At 36.5% G+C, this 20,421-nt stretch carries 20 protein-coding genes; 2 read left to right on the top strand and 18 right to left on the bottom strand.

Going from position 1 to position 20,421, the window contains the following annotated elements; all coding sequences use genetic code 11:
• The first annotated feature begins 7 nt into the window (after positions 1-7).
• A complete protein-coding gene (gene tpx, locus HMPREF0873_RS01445; protein ID WP_004695758.1) occupies positions 8-523 on the top strand; it encodes a thiol peroxidase in 516 nt (171 codons plus the stop codon).
• Between the two features lie 110 nt (positions 524-633).
• On the top strand, positions 634-1,029 hold the full coding sequence (locus tag HMPREF0873_RS01440; RefSeq protein ID WP_004695756.1) for a phosphate-starvation-inducible protein PsiE: 396 nt from the start codon (positions 634-636) through the stop codon (positions 1,027-1,029).
• A gap of 105 nt (positions 1,030-1,134) precedes the next feature.
• Here the strand turns inward: HMPREF0873_RS01440 and HMPREF0873_RS01435 are convergent, their stop codons facing one another.
• The 18 genes from HMPREF0873_RS01435 to HMPREF0873_RS01350 form a co-directional block, all read right to left on the bottom strand.
• Entirely contained in the window at positions 1,135-3,039 is a 1,905-nt protein-coding gene (locus tag HMPREF0873_RS01435; RefSeq protein WP_008713883.1) for a glutamine synthetase, read from the bottom strand.
• A 236-nt stretch (positions 3,040-3,275) separates the two neighbouring features.
• Positions 3,276-3,719, bottom strand: coding sequence for a GatB/YqeY domain-containing protein (locus tag HMPREF0873_RS01430; RefSeq protein WP_004695753.1), 444 nt, complete (start codon positions 3,717-3,719; stop codon positions 3,276-3,278).
• A gap of 82 nt (positions 3,720-3,801) precedes the next feature.
• Positions 3,802-3,981 carry a 30S ribosomal protein S21 gene (rpsU, locus tag HMPREF0873_RS01425; protein ID WP_004695751.1) on the bottom strand — a complete coding sequence of 60 codons (180 nt, stop codon included), beginning with the start codon at positions 3,979-3,981 and terminating at the stop codon, positions 3,802-3,804.
• Positions 3,982-4,138: 157 nt separating this feature from the next.
• Entirely contained in the window at positions 4,139-4,483 is a 345-nt protein-coding gene (locus HMPREF0873_RS01420) for a histidine triad nucleotide-binding protein (RefSeq protein WP_004695748.1), read from the bottom strand.
• A gap of 11 nt (positions 4,484-4,494) precedes the next feature.
• Positions 4,495-5,790 carry a tRNA (N(6)-L-threonylcarbamoyladenosine(37)-C(2))-methylthiotransferase MtaB gene (mtaB, locus tag HMPREF0873_RS01415; RefSeq protein ID WP_004695745.1) on the bottom strand — a complete coding sequence of 432 codons (1,296 nt, stop codon included), beginning with the start codon at positions 5,788-5,790 and terminating at the stop codon, positions 4,495-4,497.
• Positions 5,791-5,814: 24 nt separating this feature from the next.
• Positions 5,815-6,546, bottom strand: a complete 732-nt coding sequence (locus HMPREF0873_RS01410; RefSeq protein WP_004695742.1) for a 16S rRNA (uracil(1498)-N(3))-methyltransferase — start codon at positions 6,544-6,546, stop codon at positions 5,815-5,817.
• Complete coding sequence (locus HMPREF0873_RS01405) at positions 6,543-7,406, bottom strand: 50S ribosomal protein L11 methyltransferase (protein WP_008713878.1); 864 nt, start codon at positions 7,404-7,406, stop codon at positions 6,543-6,545. The genes HMPREF0873_RS01410 and HMPREF0873_RS01405 overlap by 4 nt, the downstream gene beginning before the upstream one ends.
• Before the next feature lie 55 nt (positions 7,407-7,461).
• The gene (gene dnaJ / locus HMPREF0873_RS01400) at positions 7,462-8,619 is read right to left on the bottom strand and encodes a molecular chaperone DnaJ (protein ID WP_004695739.1); all 1,158 of its coding nucleotides are present in this window, start codon (positions 8,617-8,619) and stop codon (positions 7,462-7,464) included.
• Positions 8,620-8,635: 16 nt separating this feature from the next.
• Positions 8,636-10,477, bottom strand: a complete 1,842-nt coding sequence (gene dnaK, locus HMPREF0873_RS01395) for a molecular chaperone DnaK (RefSeq protein ID WP_004697142.1) — start codon at positions 10,475-10,477, stop codon at positions 8,636-8,638.
• 27 nt (positions 10,478-10,504) lie between these two features.
• On the bottom strand, positions 10,505-11,050 hold the full coding sequence (gene grpE / locus HMPREF0873_RS01390) for a nucleotide exchange factor GrpE (protein WP_004696996.1): 546 nt from the start codon (positions 11,048-11,050) through the stop codon (positions 10,505-10,507).
• Complete coding sequence (hrcA, locus tag HMPREF0873_RS01385; RefSeq protein ID WP_021148127.1) at positions 11,050-12,078, bottom strand: heat-inducible transcriptional repressor HrcA; 1,029 nt, start codon at positions 12,076-12,078, stop codon at positions 11,050-11,052. The genes grpE and hrcA overlap by 1 nt, the downstream gene beginning before the upstream one ends.
• 397 nt (positions 12,079-12,475) lie before the next feature.
• On the bottom strand, positions 12,476-13,078 hold the full coding sequence (locus tag HMPREF0873_RS01380) for a nitrite and sulphite reductase 4Fe-4S domain protein (RefSeq protein WP_004695732.1): 603 nt from the start codon (positions 13,076-13,078) through the stop codon (positions 12,476-12,478).
• A gap of 81 nt (positions 13,079-13,159) precedes the next feature.
• Positions 13,160-14,344 carry a radical SAM family heme chaperone HemW gene (gene hemW, locus HMPREF0873_RS01375; protein ID WP_008713872.1) on the bottom strand — a complete coding sequence of 395 codons (1,185 nt, stop codon included), beginning with the start codon at positions 14,342-14,344 and terminating at the stop codon, positions 13,160-13,162.
• A gap of 4 nt (positions 14,345-14,348) precedes the next feature.
• Positions 14,349-16,148 (bottom strand): translation elongation factor 4, encoded by a 1,800-nt coding sequence (gene lepA, locus HMPREF0873_RS01370; RefSeq protein WP_008713870.1) that lies wholly within the window; start codon positions 16,146-16,148, stop codon positions 14,349-14,351.
• Between the two features lie 38 nt (positions 16,149-16,186).
• Positions 16,187-17,248 carry a tRNA 2-thiouridine(34) synthase MnmA gene (gene mnmA / locus HMPREF0873_RS01365; RefSeq protein ID WP_038125351.1) on the bottom strand — a complete coding sequence of 354 codons (1,062 nt, stop codon included), beginning with the start codon at positions 17,246-17,248 and terminating at the stop codon, positions 16,187-16,189.
• Positions 17,249-17,446: 198 nt separating this feature from the next.
• Positions 17,447-18,685 carry a methionine gamma-lyase family protein gene (locus HMPREF0873_RS01360; RefSeq protein WP_008713866.1) on the bottom strand — a complete coding sequence of 413 codons (1,239 nt, stop codon included), beginning with the start codon at positions 18,683-18,685 and terminating at the stop codon, positions 17,447-17,449.
• Positions 18,682-19,611 carry a tRNA (adenosine(37)-N6)-dimethylallyltransferase MiaA gene (gene miaA, locus HMPREF0873_RS01355; protein ID WP_008713864.1) on the bottom strand — a complete coding sequence of 310 codons (930 nt, stop codon included), beginning with the start codon at positions 19,609-19,611 and terminating at the stop codon, positions 18,682-18,684. The genes HMPREF0873_RS01360 and miaA overlap by 4 nt, the downstream gene beginning before the upstream one ends.
• Positions 19,608-20,420, bottom strand: a complete 813-nt coding sequence (locus HMPREF0873_RS01350; protein ID WP_008713862.1) for a class I SAM-dependent methyltransferase — start codon at positions 20,418-20,420, stop codon at positions 19,608-19,610. The genes miaA and HMPREF0873_RS01350 overlap by 4 nt, the downstream gene beginning before the upstream one ends.
• Position 20,421 lies beyond the last annotated feature (1 nt).

Below are 20,421 nucleotides of genomic sequence, written 5' to 3'. Positions count from 1 at the left end.
ATACAACATGGAAAAACGTACTGGCGTAGTAACATTTGCAGGTGGCCCTATCACATTAGTTGGCCCAGAAATTAAAGTAGGTCAACAAGCTCCAGACTTCACTGTATTGAGCAATGACTTGCAAGCTAAAACTTTAAAAGACTTCGAAGGTAAAGTAAAAGTTATCTCCGTTGTTCCTTCCCTTGATACAGGTGTTTGTGATGCTCAAACTCGTTGGTTCAACCAAGATGCAACAGCACTTTCCGAAGATGTAGTCGTATTGACAATTTCTATGGACTTACCATTCGCTCAAAAACGTTGGTGTGGTGCTGCAGGCGTAGATAAAGTTGTTACTTTGTCTGACCACAAAGATGCTTCCTTCGGTGAAAACTATGGTTTCTTGATTGAAGAGCTTCGTCTTTTAACTCGTGGCGTTGTAGTAATCAACAAAGATAACAAAGTAACTTATGTTGAATATGTACCTGAAGTAACTCAAGCAGTTAACTTCGATGCTGCATTAGAAGCTATTAAAGCTGATATCTAATTCGTAGATATTCATTTGATTATAGTACAATGTAATCGAAAAAGACCGTACGGTGTACGGTCTTTTTTATGTAGTATAATATTTAGATTTTTATTGTAGGTGAATTATATATGTGGATTCGTATTTCTAAACTATTATTAACGATAAAAAATATAGCCCTTGTAGGCGTTGGTATTGCACTTTGTATTGCACTTATTAATACATTGATTAGTCTTGTCTATGTTACGTGGGCGAATATTCAAGGTTATAGTACATACTCTTTATTGATTGAAGAACTAATTACCTTCTTTCTATACTTTGAGTTTATTGCACTCATCGTTAAATACTTTAAAAATAACTTCCACTTTCCACTTAACTTCTTTTTATACATTGGCATAACTGCAATTGTAAGACTTCTAATTATCAATCATGAATCATCATTTGATAATTTAATTTGGTCTGTTGCAATTTTTGTACTTGTATGTAGCTTAGTATTAGTAGAAAAATTTATTGGACATAACGAATAAAATTTAAATCGTTTTGTTTGAATATATCTAATTTATTTAGATATATTTAAATGAAAAATGGCCTCTACCGTAGTAGAGGCCATTTTTATTAATAAATTGATTTTATTAGAAGATATTTTTAGCGTAGTTAGCGTACTTAGCTTCTAATTCTTCCATTTTATCATTCATTTCGATTTGTAATTGGGATGCTAAATCATATTCACCATCATTAAGTGCATCAATTAAACGAGTGAATAAGGATTTACGATCATCACTATCTTTCGCAAGGTAGAAACGTAAGTCATTAACTTCTGCAAAGCGTTTATCATCTACACTATTTCGGCTGTCAGTATGAATTGCAACCATGCTACGAACTGTATCCAAATTGTTTGGGATTAAGCGGTTAGCCAATACTAGTTTCCAGCGTTTAAGAATGGAGGCAATAAAGGAGTCCATTAAATCTTTAGCAAATGCATTGCCTTGAGCCAATGTTTCTACTAATTCAGGATTATTTTGGTAACCCTTTATGTTTTCCCATACAGTAGCTGGAGCAACACCAAACATTTGATTACGTTCTTCTTGTGTGAAATCATCAAACACATCTTTTTCAGTACGGTATGCACGATTTGTAGCAAGATAATCAGATGTTTCACCTACTTCTTTGGAAAGCTCTGCTTCCAATTGAGCTTGTGTTTTACCAGATGTAATGGCATATTTCATACCATCAAATGCAGAAATAAAGATCAACGCTAAAGCAGTATATGTATTGGTGTAAGGATTTGGAGAACGCAATTCATAACGTGTCGCCATAGGATTATCGATATCTCGAATTAAACCGCAAAGGATTGTACGGTTACGGCTAGGTTCAGATGGATCAGTACCTAAAGATGTAACAATACATACTGGCGCTTCAAACCCAGGTTTTAAACGGTTTAAAGAATCTGTTGTAGAGCTGATGAATGGATTAATGGCTTCATAGTGTTTTAAAAGTCCCATAATTGCACCAATGCCTAAAGAGCTAGCAGATTCTTTACGCATATCTTCTGGGCTAAATAAGTTAACAACTTTACCAGATTTTAATTTAGCCATAACACCAAAATGAGTATGTTCACCAGAACCAGCTACACCAATTATTGGTTTTGCATTAAATGTTACATCAAGACCATTTTCACGGAATACTTCACGAACAATGATACGAGCTTGTAATTCATTATCTGCTGTTTGTAATGGATTATTTGAGAATTTCCAGTCGATTTCTAATTGTTCTAATACAACGGCTTCATGACCATCTTCATCAAGTTTAGCTTTAACGCCACCTACTTCTTTATGACCCATTTCAGCAACCATACCATATCTATCAAGACGTTCAACAGCTTGTTCTAATGCAGTGCGAACTGTACCATGAGTACGTTGCCAGTATTGTTCTTGTAATTTTTGGGATACGGATAATTCTTTTTTGGTAACTGTTCTAGATGGAGTTTTTACCCAGAATTCTAGTTCTGTTGCAGATGTGAAAATGATATCTACAACTTCATCAGCTTTCACATGCGGCATACCAGGTAAACCATGTTCTTTAATCAAAGCCAATAATTCAGCACGTACATAGTCGCAGCTGCGTTTTAAAATAGAACGAGAATCTACATAGCGATAGTTATGCATCAAGAATGCAGGAATACGAAGTGTACCAGTTGGTAATCCTGTAACAGGATCAATATTTTCGTAGTTGTAATCAACAAACCAGTTTACACTTGGATCGCCCCACATATCTACACGAGCATTATTTAATGTAGCAATATTTGTAAGTACTACAGAGGAACCATCTGTTTGAACAGCACGACCTTCAAAGAAAGATTCGTAGTCATCGAAGAATGCTGAGATAGGAATCTTTTCATCAGTATCATTACCTGCTAAGTCAATACCTACAAGAGATACGAACTTGATTTCAGGATGTTGTTCTAATAATGCAAGAACGCCTTCTTTCCCATATTGACCCGCCGGAATGTAATATAATAATTCGTTAGTTGTCGACATATTTGTTCCTCCTAAAAGAAAAAGACTCCAACAAATAAATATATAAATCTATATATCTAAAGTGGAGTCTTCGTTGACCAATTATTTTATTGAGTTCATATTATCATATGTTGAAAATATATGTCAATAACTTTCTATAGAATTTCATTATTCTTTTAAAGTTACATCTAACACATCCAATACTATCAACTTTAATCAATAACTGTATATAGAATGGTCGTTGATATCACTATATATTATCCAAGTAATTCTTTAACAATATTATTGACAACCTTACCATCTGCACGCCCTTTTGTTTTTGGCATTACATGTTTCATAACATTGCCCATATTTACGTTATCACCACATGCAGCAATGGCTTCTTGTACAATTGTACGAATTTCATCTTCTTTCAATTGCTCTGGTAAGTATTTTTGCAATACAGCCATTTCTTCTTTTACATGACTAATTAAGTCCTCACGTCCCGCTTTTTCAAATTCTGTTAAGGAATCTTGACGAGTTTTCATTTCTTTAGCTAAAATGCCAAGAATGCCAGCATCATCTAGCTCAATTTTGTCATTGATTTCTGTATTTTTTATGGCACTATTGACCATACGAATTACAGATAACGCTGTTTTACCTTCTTCACGAGCTTTCATAGCTGCTTTCATATCTTCCTTTAATTGATCTTTTAAACTCATATTTCCTCCTTATGTATATAATAAAGAAACCCTAATTCTGGATTTCATAAAGCCATGAAAAGGCAGAATTAGGGTAATCATCTTATGCTCTGAATTTGCGTTTTCTTGCTGCTTCAGATTTTTTCTTTCTTTTTACGCTTGGTTTTTCATAGTGTTCGCGTTTTCTTACTTCAGACAAAACACCCGCTTTTTGGCAGGAGCGTTTGAATCGACGAAGAGCACTTTCAAGCGTTTCGTTTTTACCGACTTTGATTTCAGACATCTATATCCCTCCCTCCAAAAATAATCTCGGGAAGTGCTGATAATTTACATACGCACATATAATATTATATGTATAGGTATAGATGTTGTCAATATTTTCAAGTATATTTTATAGGTTTTTTAATGAGTATTATAAAAAGAATGCATAATACTCAAAATTAGGCTTCTGGCCAGCCCATCTCTTCTCCACCTAAAAGGTGTGCATGCATATGGAATACAGTTTGGCCTGCTTTTTCACCAGTATTAAAAATTAAACGATATCCATCTTTAGAGATACCAAGCTCTTTTGCTACATCACGAACAAATGGCAGTAACCCTTCAACATAATCTGCATTCTTTTCATTAAGATGTGCAATATTAGACACGTGATTTTTAGGTACGATTAATACATGAACTTTTTTTACAGGTTGAATATCATAAAAAGCATAGAATTTATCATTTTCTAACACTTTTTTAGACGGAATTTCACCATTGATAATTTTGCAAAAAATGCAGTCACTCATAATCTAACTCCTTACTCAATAATTAAATAATTATCTTCTAAACCTACAACAGTTCCACCAACGAGATCACCAATTTTACGTGTCCCATCAGACTTAACTTTACCATTTATATATTCATTTGTTAAGCCCATATAGTATCCATTCTCTTCCTTTTCGATGAGAATCTCACCAGGCTTACCAATGCGAGATTTTGCGTATCGTTCATAACCAGATTGGCTAAGGCCATTTAAAAGTGCTACACGAGTCTTCTTAACAGCTTCTGGTACTTGATCCGCCATGGTGGCTGCAGGTGTACCCTCACGAATGGAGTATGGGAAGGCATGAATGTGCGTAAATCCAATTTCACGTACTGTATTCAATGTTTCTTCGAAGTCTTCATCAGTTTCTTGAGGGAAACCAGCAATAATATCAGTTGTAATTGATAAATCTTTAATACGAGAACGTAAACTTGTAATTAAATCTTTATATTCTTGTAATGTATAATGGCGTTTCATCAACTTTAATACATGATCAGAACCAGCTTGTAATGGTAAATGTAAATGAGGACAAACACGTTTATTGGTAGCCATTAATTCTACTAACTCATCAGAAACCTCTACGGATTCAATGGACCCGAAACGAATGCGGTATAAATTAGGAATCTCTAATAAAGCTTTTACCACATCAGCTAATGTTGGACGACCTGGTAATTCGACACCGTAATTACCCAAATGTATACCAGTTAATACGATTTCATGGAATCCATGATCTACTAAACGTTTTGCCTCTTGTACAATATCATCAACTTTACGAGATTTTAATTTTCCTCGAGTATAAGGAATGATACAAAAGGCGCAATAGTTATTACAACCTTCTTGAATTTTCATGAACGCACGAGCTTTGTCAGATTCATTACCATATAACGGCATTTCCTCGAAGTTAGATTCCTTCATGATATCCCGAACAGCATTGATTTGTCGTTCTGTAGATTCTAATTGCTCTACTAATTCAACAATTTTAGAGCGATTATTTGTACCAATAACGAGATTAACACCATCTATAGCGGCAATCGCATCTGGATCAAGCTGAGCATAACAACCAGTTACAATAACATAGGCATCTTCATTTTGACGCTTTGCCTTGCGGATTAATTGACGGGATTTCTTTTCCCCCATATTCGTTACAGAACAGGTATTAATTACATATATATCAGCTTTTTCATCGAAGTCTACCGCTTCGTAATTATTTTGTAAAAATAAACCTTTCATGGCATCTGTATCATATTGGTTTACGCGACACCCTAAGGTTGTAAAAGCAACGGTTTTCATTGCACCTCTCTATTCTTATTTAATTTATAATTCTAATTCATATCGAATCATCGCTAACGATCCAATAGCAGCAGTTTCAGCCCGTAAAATTGTATTTCCCAGCGATACTGATTTTCCACCATATTTTATAATAGCATTGATTTCCTTCTCTTGATAGCCCCCTTCAGGACCTATACAAATTAAAACATCAGTTACAGACTTATCGGAATGTAAAGTTTTAAGTACATCTTTGATAGTCTGACCTGCTTCATTTTCATAGGCTACCAATTTCAACGCCTCAGATTCAATGTCTAATGCTTGTAAAAGCGTCTCTCCTACTACTAGTGTAGGCAAGTGATTTCGTCCACATTGTTGAGCTGCTTCTAGCATTATTTTTTCCCAACGATTTACTTTTGATTGAAGCTTTTTTTCATCATATTTAGCTACGCAGTTAGCTGTGGGCACAAGATAAATTGTATCCACATTTAACTCCGTCGCCTTTTGTAACACCCATTCTAGCTTTTCACCTTTTAATAATGATTGAACTAGAATAGTACGATACGATGCTAGATTTCCTTCTACATATTCAATCAGTTTTGCTTGAGCTTTACCATCTACTTCTGCTGTAATTTGATATGTACCACAACGATTGTCGCTGCCGGTTACAGTTATAGGCTTCTCCATATTATGGCGAAATACATGTAGTACATGATGGGTTACATCTTTCGGCAATTCTATTATTTCATCTAATGGTGTAGGAATAAAAATCTTTTTCATCGTTTTTCTAGCGCAAACGTATGCCAAGGCCCTGCAACGCGCTCCTCAATAATATGCCAATGAGCCTCAATATATGGCATGATTTCATCATAACGATCATCAATAATGCCACTAATAATCAAAATGCCCCTATCATCCAGTTTCTTACCAATTTGAGGTAATAGTATTTTAAGGGGATCCACTGTTAGATTAGCTAAAATTAATTGGGCAGTACCATTGAAATCACTATCCAAATTACCACAAATGATTTCAGCAGATACATGATTATTCTCACAGTTAATTCTAGCTTGATTTGCAGCATACTCTTCTATATCTATACCAACTAAATTTTTAATACCTAAATGGGCTGCTACTAATAAAAGAATACCTGTGCCAGTACCAATATCCAAACAAGTAACTGTATCAAGATCCATAGATTTACTATAGGATTTTAATAGCTCTGCACAAGTCCGTGTCGTCTCATGAGACCCGGTACCAAAGGAAATATCTGAATCAATTTCAATAATAATTTTATTATCTACATTATTGTATTCCTGCCATGCTGGTTTAATGATTAAGTTAGGTAAAATTTCTGTAGGTTCAATATACTGTTGCCAAGAGTTTAACCAAGTTGACTCATCAAGAATATCTGTATCTATTGATATAACCTTGATATTGGCCTCAGTAAGCCGTTTTACTAAATCCGCCTTAATCATATTCATATCGAGTGATATATCAGCATACATAGTTAATTTTATTAAATTAGGCTGATTTTCAACATCTTCTTCTATAATTCCATTGTCTGCATAATCGTCAAAAAGAGTAGTCACCTCATCGGTGGCTACTCTTTCACAGACAATGGATACTTCTATCCATTGCATATATGCTCCTTTATAGGGAATGTGATGGAACAAACCATTCCTTCACATGAGCTGTTCATTTAGTCAAACAGTCCTTGATTTTTTCAAAGAGACTTTTGCTCACTTGTAAGTTATTTACATCTTCATTACTTTCATTTGCAAAGCGTAACAATAGCTCACGTTGAGTGTCTGTCAACTTCTTAGGCGTTTGGACGGTTACCACAATGTGTTGGTCACCCCTTTGGTTAGGGTTACGCAAATATGGTATACCTTTGCCCTTTACGCGGAATGCCGTTCCCGTTTGAGTACCTTCCGGAATCTTTAACTCTACTTTACCATCTAAAGTGTTAACTTGTATAGTCGCACCAAGAGCAGCTTGAGCAAAGCTAATATTTACACGGCTAATAACGTCATTACCATTTCGTTCAAATTCCTTGTGAGGACGAACAAAGATATATACATAGAGATCCCCTTTAGGACCGCCTAAAATACCAGGTTCCCCTTCATTGGCTACACGTAAACGAGATCCGCTATCTACACCAGCTGGAATTTTAATGGAAATCTTCCGTTTAGCCAACATTTCGCCAGTACCACGGCATTTAGAGCAAGGTTTTTCAATGCTTTTACCCGTACCATGACAGCGGGAACAAGTGCGAACGGACTGCATACGTCCAAATGGAGTATTTTGAATAACCGCTTCTTGACCAGAACCATGACAGTTTGGACAAGTATCGACACGAGAGCCTGGTTCACCACCAGTACCATGACAGTGATCACATTCTTCATGACGATGCACTTCAATTTCCATAGATTTACCAAAGGCTGCATCTTCAAAGGAAATATCGATATCTTCACGCAAGTCATTACCTTTTTGAGGGCCTTGTTGTTGGCGTCCACCACCAAACATGCCACCAAAAATGTCGCCAAAGATATCACCAAAGCCTCCAGCTTGACCACCGAAACCGCCAAAGCCGCCTTGGAAACCACCGGCACCAGCGCCGCCTCCTTGTTTGAAGGCGTCGTGGCCGAATTGGTCATATTGAGCTTTTTTAGTTTCATCAGACAAGACTTCATAAGCTTCGTTAGCTTCTTTAAACTTTGCTTCCGCTTCCTTTGGATTATCTTTATTTACATCTGGGTGGTATTGGCGTGCCTTTTTACGGAAGGCTTTTTTGATTTCATCTTGAGAGGCATTTTTACTAACCCCTAGGATGTCATAATAATCTCGTGCCATTCGTTACCAACCCTTCTTATTTCTTGTCATCATCCACTACTGTGTAATCAGCATCAACTACATTGTCATCAGATTTTGTTTGTTGTTGACCTTGTTCAGCACCACCAGCTGCTTGTTGAGCTTGTTGAGCTGCTGCATACATTTGTTCTGCTAATTTATGTAATGGTTGTTCCAAAGCTTCACTATCTTTTTTGATGTCTTCGATATTGCCAGCTTCGATAGATTTTTTCAATTTATCTTTCGCTTCTTCTACTTCTTTCATCAAAGCAGCATCGCCTTTACCTTCAAGGTCTTTCAATGCTTTCTCAGCTTGATATACTAAGGAATCAGCATTGTTTTTAACATCTAATTCTTCTTTTCTAGCTTTATCTTCCGCTGCATGAGCTTCAGCTTCTTTAACCATGCGGTCAATTTCTTCTTCTTTCAAGCCGCTAGAAGAAGTAATGGTAATCTTTTGTTCCTTTTGAGTACCTAAATCTTTAGCTTTTACATGTACGATACCATTAGCATCGATGTCAAATGTTACTTCGATTTGAGGAACCCCACGAGGAGCAGCTGGGATACCATCCAAGTTGAAACGACCCAATGTTTTATTATCTGCTGCGAACTCACGTTCACCTTGCAATACATGGATATCTACAGATGGTTGGTTATCTGCGGCAGTGGAGAATACTTGAGATTTAGATGTAGGGATTGTAGTGTTACGATCGATAATACGTGTGAATACGCCACCCATTGTTTCGATACCAAGGGACAATGGCGTTACGTCAAGTAACAATACGTCTTTAACTTCACCTACTAATACGCCACCTTGAATAGCAGCACCAATAGCTACACATTCATCAGGGTTAACATTTTTAGTTGGTTCTTTACCCAATACTTTTTTGATTGCTTCTTGTACAGCTGGAATACGGCTAGAACCACCAACTAACAATACTTTATCGATATCGGATGCAGATAAGCCAGCATCACTCATAGCTTTACGAGTAGGTTCTATAGTAGCTTGTACCAAATCAGCAGTTAATTCTTCAAATTTAGCACGAGTCAATGTTACATCCAAATGTTTAGGACCAGTAGCATCAGCTGTGATAAATGGCAAGTTGATATTTGTGCTAGCTACGCCAGACAATTCAATTTTTGCTTTTTCAGCAGCTTCTTTTAAACGTTGATCAGCTAATTTATCATTGGATAAATCGATACCAGTTTCTTTTTTGAACTCTTCAATAAGGTAGTTCATAATGCGTTGGTCGAAGTCATCCCCACCAAGGTGGTTATTACCAGATGTTGCTAATACTTCAAATACACCGTCACCAAGTTCAAGGATAGATACGTCGAATGTACCACCACCAAGGTCAAATACAAGAACTTTACCATCTTCATCTTTATCTACACCATATGCAAGAGCAGCTGCTGTAGGTTCGTTGATGATACGAAGTACTTCAAGACCTGCAATGGCACCTGCGTCTTTTGTAGCTTGACGTTGAGCATCTGTAAAGTATGCAGGAACTGTAATAACAGCTTGTTTTACAGGTTCGCCCAAGTAAGCTTCTGCATCAGCTTTGATTTTTTGAAGAATCATTGCAGAAATTTCTTGAGGAGTATAAGATTTACCTTCTACAGTTACTTTGTAGTCTGTACCCATGTGACGTTTAATAGAAATGATTGTATTTTCTGGGTTAGATACAGCTTGACGTTTAGCCAATTGACCAACTAAACGTTCTCCATTTTTTGCAAACCCAACAACGGAAGGAGTTGTACGTGCACCTTCTTGATTTGTAATAACCGTAGGTTCGCCGCCTTCCATAACAGCAACACAAGAGTTTGTTGTCCCTAAATCAATACCAATTACCTTTGCCATAATATATACCTCCTAAAACTTTATAATCTATTCAACAACTTTTACCATTGCTGGACGTATACAACGACCATCAACAGTATAGCCAGTTTGCAATACTTCACACACCGTATCGGATTCATATTCATCTGACGGTACACGCATAATCGCTTGATGGAAATTTGGATCAAATGGTTGCCCCACAGCTTCAATAACAGCTAAACCATGTTTAGATAACATAGCCATCAAATTTTGATGAATCATAATGAATCCATCGAGGAATACTTTTGCTTCCCCTTCTGCAGGACTTTGAACGGCCCGTTCAAAGTTATCCAATACAGGAAGAAGGTCCGTTAATACATCCCCTTTTACATATCCAGCAAGTTGCTCTTTTTCCTGGTTAGTACGACGTTTGAAATTTTCAAAGTCCGCTTGTAACCGTTTATAGCGATTATCAAAGTCGGCTTTAAGTTCTTCTAACACTTGAGCAGCATCAGCCACAGCTTCTTCAGTTTTTTCAACAGTTGGTTCCTCTACATTCGTAGTATCCTCTGTTTCCTCCACTGTTTCTTGTTTAATGTCTTGTTCTTCAGCCATTATTTGCCCTTTCTGTTTTGTTCTTTTACCATAGTTTCCATTATATGTTTCATATGGGACAACATGCCGATGATACGTCCGTATTCCATCCGCGTTGGACCAAGAATAGCAAGAGTTCCGATAGGCTGATCTTGATTCGTAAAATCAGCTTGTACCACACTCATTGAATGTAGCGCTTCAGTTTCATTCTCAATACCAATCTTGACCTTAACAGGTGTTGGAGAATCATCTTTTAATAACTGTCCTAATTGATTTTGTTCTTCCACTAAGGAAAGCAAGGGTTGTACCTTCTCAACAGACTTAAACTCTGGTTGATTTAACAACTCTGTGGTACCTACCGAATAGAACAACTTACGTTTATTAATAGCTCGTAATAATGTCTCCGAAAGGATTAATAAAATTCCCTGCGGTCCTTCCATATGGACCAATATAGATCCTAAGGCCTCAGCCGTTACATGACCAATACTTACATTCTGTAGTGCATTGCTAAATTGTATGGCTAGACTTTGTAAAAGCTCTGGTGAAACACTTTCACCAAAGTACATCAACTCATTATCGAGTGCTCCTGTTTCAGTAATAACTACCATAATGGCTTGATGACTATCTAGCGGTAATACATGAATGTATTTGATTAATGCTCTATCATGGGCTGGTGCTAAGAATAAACTCATGCTATGACTTACCTGTGAAAGTAGTTTAGCCATATTTAGAAAGAGTTCACTCGTTGATCCATTGGAACGTTTCCATAACATTTCAATTTTTTCAGCATCCTGTAATGGAACAGGTTGTCGACTCAGCATAGAATCAACATATAAGCGATAGCCCTTAGCTGAAGGAATACGCCCAGCCGATGTATGAGGTTGCTCTAAATAGCCTAATTCCTCTAAATCGGACATTTCGTTCCGCACCGTAGCAGGACTGATGCCAAGATCATAATTTTTAGCAATCGTTCGAGATCCTACAGGTTCTGCGGACTTAACATAGTCTTCAATTATGGCTCGCAAGATGCGCTGTTTTCTTTCATCCATAATGACACCTCTTGTTAGCACTCATTAACTTTGAGTGCTAATCGCATGTATAATATTATCATATTCAAAAAAAATGTCAAGCAGAAAAATCCTTAAAAAGTCAAATAATATCTATTTAGTCAAAAAGACAATTCAATATTTTTAATTAATTGGTCAAAAAATCAAAGTGTAACAATAAGAAAACACTTATACTATCTACGTTTATGTCATATCCTAAAATTTAAATATTAGAATATATTGGTCTAATAAAATTTATATTATTAAAACCTGAAATAGTATAAGTGTTTATATATAATAATTTAGTTGTCAATAAACTCTTAGTTAAAATACTTTTTTGGCCCAAGAATTTACGGACTATAAACTATAAATCAATTAGAACTAAAATGTACTAATTAATTTATAGATCTACCCCTTCTAATGGATTACCAAGACGCTCCAACAGTTTCCCCATACGTTCACGAGGTTCACCATATTTAGCATACCAATCAATCAAAATATCTACAGCTTTTTTAGATTGCTCAATAGTTAGTTTTCTTGCTAAAATTTTTCCTGCTTCAGGTCTCATGCCTGTATTACCACCAACAGCCAACATAAAACCTTGAGATGTACCGATAAAGGCAATATCCTTTACCATTGCATCTGGGCAGTTACGTCCACATCCACTGATGCCGATTTTGCACTTGTGAGAGGTTTTTCGGCCGTAATGTTTTCTCTCTACATAATCAGCCAATTCTTTAGTTTCCATTTGTCCATTTTTACAATGGCCTTTACCTACACAAGCAATTAAGGAATTAACACCTCTATGAATAACAGTTGTCACGCCATCAGGCAATTCAGAAATAAACTGTTCCTTATCATCTTTTTCAATACCTGTAATTTGTATACCTGTTACAACATGACGGAAGGATCCACCATATTTTTCAGCAAGTTCTATGCATGCTTTCATTTGATCTAAAGTAAATTCATTATGTAAACCGTGTAATATTACAGATGTCTTCATCGCTCCTCCTCAAATCTAGCATGCTTATTCACCATCATCCTATTTATACTAACATATTAGATTTTGAGAAACTGTGAGAAATTACTCACGAATAAATTGACTAAATACATAGTTCCCATGCTTGGCACCTTCAGCGGTTAAATGATAACTTCCATTTTGATACTCTAATAGACCTTTACTAACTAAATCATCTAAAGCAGTACCAAATAAATCATGGACAGATACGCCAAATTTATCTTCGAATTTTTGCTCATCAAGGCCCCATTTAGTGCGAAGGGCTAAAAAGGAAAAATCCTCTTGAGCTCGCTCTAAAGTAATCGTCTCCGTATCAATAGTAGGCATAATATATCTGTCAACAGATTGTATATAGGGCATTACATTACGATTATTACTACGGCGTACTCCGTCATAGAAGGAATGAGCACCAGCACCAAAGCCTAAATAATCTATATAGTGCCAATATTTTAAATTATGACGACTATAGGAATTAGCCTTGGCGAAATTTGAAATCTCATATCGTTCAAAACCCAATTCTTTTAAACCAGCCATCATTGTATCATACATTGATTCATCTATACTTTCACTAGGAATGAAAATAAGATTTTTCTGAACTAAATGATATAAATAGGTCCCCACTTCTACTTGTAATCCATAAGTAGAAATATGATTAATAGGCAACTCTTCTACGACTGCTAAATTACGTTTAATATCGTCTAAGGATTGTCTTGGTAATCCATAAATCAAATCAATATTAATATCAGCAAAGCCCGCCTCTTTAGCATCATAAACGGCTTGTTTTGCCTGTTCCCCGTTGTGACTGCGATGAAGCATGGTAAGTGCCTTATCGTCAAATGTTTGAACACCAAAGCTAATACGATTAAAACCAAATTTAACTAATTTCGTTAAATAATGTAAATTTACTTCCCCAGGATTCGATTCAATAGTCATATGACAATCGTCAGTAATTGTAAAAGTGTTTTTGATTTTATCAAGAATCATCTGTAGATGTTGAATCGATAATTCTGTAGGCGTACCTCCACCAAAATAAATTGTATCAATAGCTTTAGATGTTGACTCTGGATGTTCAGAGACCCATAAATCGATTTCTTGAACTAAAGCATATACATAGGTTTCGTAATAATCTTTTAAATTTTGGTAAGCAGGAAAATCACAATACATACATTTCTGTTTACAAAAAGGGATATGGACATATAGCCCCATATCCCTCAGTGTAGACAGATTCAGAATATCAGAATCTGTTTTCATTTTATTAGTCCTCAACCTTGAGAATCGCCATGAATGCTTCTTGCGGGATCTCTACGGAACCGACGGACTTCATGCGTTTCTTACCGGCTTTTTGTTTTTCAAGTAATTTACGCTTACGAGAAATATCACCACCGTAACATTTTGCCAAAACATCCTTACGCCAAGCTTTTACAGTTTCACGAGCCACAATTTTTGTACCTACCGCCGCTTGAATAGGAATTTCAAACATTTGACGAGGAATCAATTCTTTCAATTTCTCAGCTAATGCACGACCACGTGCAGCTGCACGGTCTTTGTGTACAATAATGGATAATGCATCCACAGGATCTCCATTTAAGAGAATATCCATCTTAACCATTGGAGATTGTTTATATCCAATCAATTCGTAGTCAAGAGATGCATATCCCTTTGTAGCGGATTTTAATTTATCAAAGTAATCATAAATGATTTCACTCAATGGCAAGTGATAAACGACAGATACGCGTGTTTCATCCAAATATTCCATAGATTGATATTCACCGCGTTTATCTTGAGATAATTCCATGATAGTACCAACAAAATCTTTAGGTACAATTGTTGTAGCCTTTACATAAGGCTCTTCGATATAGTCAATTTCCGTTGGAGGTGGTAATTTAGCAGGATTATCGACTTCGAGCATTTCCCCATTTGTTTTGTACACTTTGTAATTTACAGATGGAGCCGTCGTAATAAGCGTCAAGTTATATTCACGTTCTAAACGTTCTTGAATTACGTCCATATGCAAAAGACCGAGAAACCCACAACGGAAACCAAAACCCAATGCCAATGATGTTTCTGCTTCATATTCTAAGGCAGCATCATTAAGCTGTAACTTTTCTAATGCATCCCGAAGGTTTTCATAATCTTTAGATTCTGTTGGATAAAGGCCACAGTACACCATAGATACAGCCTTACGATAACCAGGCAATGGTTCTGATGCAGGATTATTAGCTAATGTTACAGTATCGCCTACATGGCAATCTTTTACATTTTTGATGCTAGCTGCAATACAACCTACTGAGCCACATGGTAATTCTTGCACAGGTACAAGATTGGGAGTAAAAATACCGAGTTCTGTAACATCAAAGTCCTTTTTATCATGCATCATGCGAATTGTATCTTTTGCTTTTATAGACCCTTCTTTTACGCGGACATAAGCAATAGCACCTTTATACACATCAAAACGGCTATCAAAAATCAAGGCTCTTGTTGGCTTATCAGATTTATCTGGTGGTGCAGGAACTTTATTTACAATAGCTTCTAAAATATCAGGAATACCGATACCTGATTTGGCAGAGCATAATACAGCATCAGAAGCGTCTAAACCAATAATATCTTCAATTTCTTGTTTAACGCGATCAGGATCTGCTGACGGCAAATCAATCTTGTTAATAACAGGAATGATTTCAAGATCATGTTCTAAAGCGAGATATACATTTGCCAACGTTTGTGCTTCCACACCTTGTGCAGCATCGACTACGAGTAATGCCCCTTCACAAGCTGCAAGAGAACGAGATACTTCATAGCTGAAATCGACGTGGCCCGGAGTATCAATGAGATTCAAAATATATTCTTCACCGTCTTGAGCTTTATACAAAATACGAACAGATTGCGCTTTAATAGTAATGCCGCGTTCACGTTCAAGGTCCATGGAGTCCAAAACTTGAGCCTCCATTTCACGTTTTTGTAATGTACCAGTATATTCAATTAATCTATCAGCGATGGTTGATTTACCATGGTCGATATGAGCTATAATACAGAAGTTTCGAATCTTTTTCGTTGACATACCATGTAAACAAGTTCAAAGAACTTGTATTCTCCTTTCTAACATACGCGATCGATAACAGCACCTCCCAATAATTGAGTGCCATTATAAAAGGCTACAGACTGACCTGGGGTAATAGCCCGTTGTGGTTCTTCAAAAATAACCTCCATTGTATCGTCATCGAGGATACGTGCTGTGCAAGGAGAAGGATTAGCTGCATAGCGAATTTTTCCTTCTGCCTTCAATTCCTTATGAATTGTATCATCTAAGAAGTTATAGAACTTACAAATCATGCGATTTGTAAAGAGATGTTCGTTAGGACCCACGATGACCTCATTACGATCCCCATTAAATCCAATAACATATAAAGGGTGTTTATAAGCAATACCAAGGCCTTTACGTTGACCAATCGTATAATTAAATAAGCCGTTGTGCTTACCTAATACCTCACCATCTTCGGTAACGATATTACCAGACTCTGGCTTACCCTTCATTTCTTCTACCACAAGCTTTTGATAATTCCCATGAGGCAAGAAACAAATATCTACACTATCTGGTTTTTTAGCGACTGGCAAATCATATTCAGCAGCTAATTTACGTGTTTCAGTCTTACATTGACCACCTAATGGGAACATAAGATGACTCAAAATACGTTGGTTCATATTGTACATAACATAACTTTGGTCTTTTGTAGGATCAACACCTTTATGTAACTCATATAGACCTGTTTTTTCATTATAATTTACTTGTGCATAATGACCAGTTACCATATGTGTGGCACCTAATTCAAGAGCACGATTAAGCATCAAGTCAAACTTGATGTTCTTGTTACAAAATACACAAGGATTTGGCGTACGACCATAGGCATATTCTTTTACAAAGTAATCTACTACGTTTTCGTAGAATACATCACGAGCATCGATAACATGATGCTCGATACCAAGAAAATCACACATCTTCTTAGCATCAGTTACGGCAAGAGGCACCTCATCATAGGGCGTACCACTCACCCATAACCATAGGGTAATACCAAATACTTTATAGCCTTGTTTTAATAGCATTGCAGCAGTTAAAGAACTGTCTACGCCGCCACTCATAGCTACAGCGATAACTTTTTCCATACTTTCTCCTTTTAATGATCTCTTGATCATAAAACTAATCAGGGTGAAAGCCTGACGTGTAAAACACTAGTTCGGTGTAAAAGTCCGAGTAGTATTGCTATAAAATTATAGCAACTTATATTATAGCCTAGAAATAGGTATATTGAAAAGATTTGAAATAAAAAGAATCCCTTTCACAAAAGAAAGAGATTCTAAACATTATCTATGTTTTAATAGTTCTTCAGCAGCTCCTAAAATACCAAGCATGGAATGTTCAAACACTAGGCCACCCTGCATGAAAATTGTATATGGTGGACGTATAGGACCATCGGCACTGAGTTCAATAGAGGAACCTTGTACAAAGGTACCACCAGCCATGATGATTTTATCTTCGTACCCAGGCATATCCCCAGGAATAGGATGTACGTGAGCATCTACAGGAGAATAGGCTTGCATACCTACACAGAAATGCTCCATTTCTTCCCCATTTTTCAGATTAATGGCTTGAATCAAATCATAGCGATCAGCATTTACCTTAGGGAATACATCATAACCTAGTAACTCACCTACAGCAGCCGTATATACAGCACCTTTAAGAGCTTGTAATACTACGTGAGGTGCCATAAATAAACCTTGGAAGAACAAGCGATAACCAGGAGCATATGAACCCATATGATCGCCAAGTCCAGGAGCTGTCAATTGATACGCTGCATCCTCTACAAGGTTTTCTCTACCAACAATATAACCACCAGTTGGTGCTAAACCGCCACCTGCATTTTTAATGAGAGAGCCAGCCATAATATCAGCACCAGCTTCTAATGGTTCTTGCAGCTCTGTAAATTCACCGTAACAATTATCTACGAAACAAATCGTTTTAGAGTTTTTAGCTTTTACAGCATCTACAATAACCTTAACATCTGCAATAGATAAAGGTTCACGTGTGCTATAGCCTCGAGACCGTTGAATCACTACTACCCGCGTATTATCGTTAACAGCGTTAGCAATAGCTTCAACATCATAGGTATTATCTTTCAATGGAACCTCAGTATAGGTAAAGCCTTTTTCTACTAAAGAACCACGTACTTCACGAGCGGCACCGATAACGGATTGCATTGTATCATAAGGAGCCCCTACGGCATAGATAAACTCTGTCCCTTTAGAGCCATTTCCCATCAAAGAAATTAATGTAGTAGCTAACGCATGTGTACCAGAAACAAAATGAGGACGAACGATAGCCTTTTCACCTTTAAATACATAGGCAAATACTTCATCTAATTTTTCACGCCCTACGTCGTTATATCCATAACCAGTAGTACCAGTGAAATGATAATCAGATACTTGGCATTCCTTAAAGGCTTCTAATACTTTTTTTGTATTGGCCAATGCAATAGGTTCAAATTTCTTAAATTCTGGTTCAGCCATTTCTAGGGCTTTACTGCGTATTTCTTCTAATGTCATGCTAATCCTTCTCTACGGATTAAATCCATAGCTTTATTAAATATAAAATCTTTAGATGTATTGCTATCAATATGTATCCATTCTATATATGGCATACGTTTATACCATGTAATTTGGCGCTTAGCAAAGTGACGTGTATTCTTCTTAATTAAGTCACGACACTCATCTAATGTTATATTGTCATTTATATAGTCTACAACCTCTTTATAGCCAATACCTTTAAAAGCTTGGCAATCTGGATTCACTCCAGATTTTATGAGTTGTTCCACCTCTTCAATCAAACCTGCATCAAACATCATATCAACGCGTAAATTGATGCGTTCATATAATTTATCACGATCTCTCATGAGACCGATAACAGGACCTTTATAGGATACACCATCTTTTGTCTGATTTCGCAACGAATCTACATCACCATGATGCAATATCTCAATAGCTCGATACAAACGATGTTTGTCGCTATATTGTATCTCTATATTATGCTCTTTACCTAATGTGAAAGCATATTCTCGTAAGCCTTCAATACCTTTTGTACTATAGAGCTCATCAAGTTCTGCTCGCAAATATTCGTCAGGTTTAACATCATTAAAGTTGTAGTTCTCCAATAATGATTGGACATACAGTCCTGTACCACCAGACAGAATAGGAAGAATATTTCTATCTTTTAATCTTGCAATTATTTCTTTAGCTTGATCTTGAAAAATAGATACCGAATATGAATCATTGGGTTCCAGTATATCGATGAGATAATGTTTCACCCGATTAAGTTCATCCACCGATGGTTTAGCGGTACCAATATTGAATTGTTTATAAACCTGGTAAGCATCACCAGAAATAACCTCAGCATGTAGCTGTTCTGCTAAGTCCAAGGTAAGATCTGTTTTGCCTACCGCAGTAGGTCCAACGATGGTTATTAAGGGATTCACAATAACTCCTTCATATATACTCCATAACCTATACGGCTATATTTTCCCCCCACCCATTGGTGAGGTGGATATTTCTGAAAGACAGAACTAAATGGTCGTTCTTTAATGATAACACCATAAGAGGCAACACGCATAGCTTCCTCCATAATTTTATCATCAATACGACTTTCCACAGTATGTCCACGAAGTGGTTTAAATTGAGGACTATCCTCTACAGGGACCTCAAACATAGGATCAAAATAAATAATATCTATACTTTCATCTGGTAGATTAGGTACATAGTTTTCAAAGGTATCATAACTTACCTCAATACGACGTAATGCGTCCGTCACACTTTTCACATTATGCGAATAATGAGCTAAACCATAAGATGTAGCAAGCCATATAGGTAAAGAACCTTCTAGACCTTTTATTTTAGCCTGAAGAAAAGCATAGCTCACGACGATACTGTCACTACCAAGACCAATTGTACAATCAAGAAACGAAAATTCTTCTTTATCAGTTATTTCATTAGTACTTAGTATTTTCTGAACAGCATTAATTAAATGATCTCCTTCTCCACGTTGCAAACGTAGTATACGTAATTGAGCCATGGATAAATGAAAGCTATGTTGCTGATTATCAGGAAAATGAATAGTTAAGCCATTACCAGAAAGAACAGCAATAAAATCACATGGATGAGCATTAAATAATGCTGGTATAGATAATTTTCCTCTTTTTATATAGGCCATATGCATAGAGGAAGCCAAAGCTTTGGCTTCCTCTTGAATGGCCTCATTAGATTTTTGAGCTGTAGTTAATATATTCATA

The sequence above is a fragment of the Veillonella sp. 3_1_44 genome, assembly GCF_000163715.1.
In the GTDB taxonomy this organism is placed as follows: domain Bacteria; phylum Bacillota; class Negativicutes; order Veillonellales; family Veillonellaceae; genus Veillonella; species Veillonella parvula_A.
Note: the sequence above shows the minus strand (reverse complement) of the source record. Positions and strands in the feature narration are given on the sequence as shown.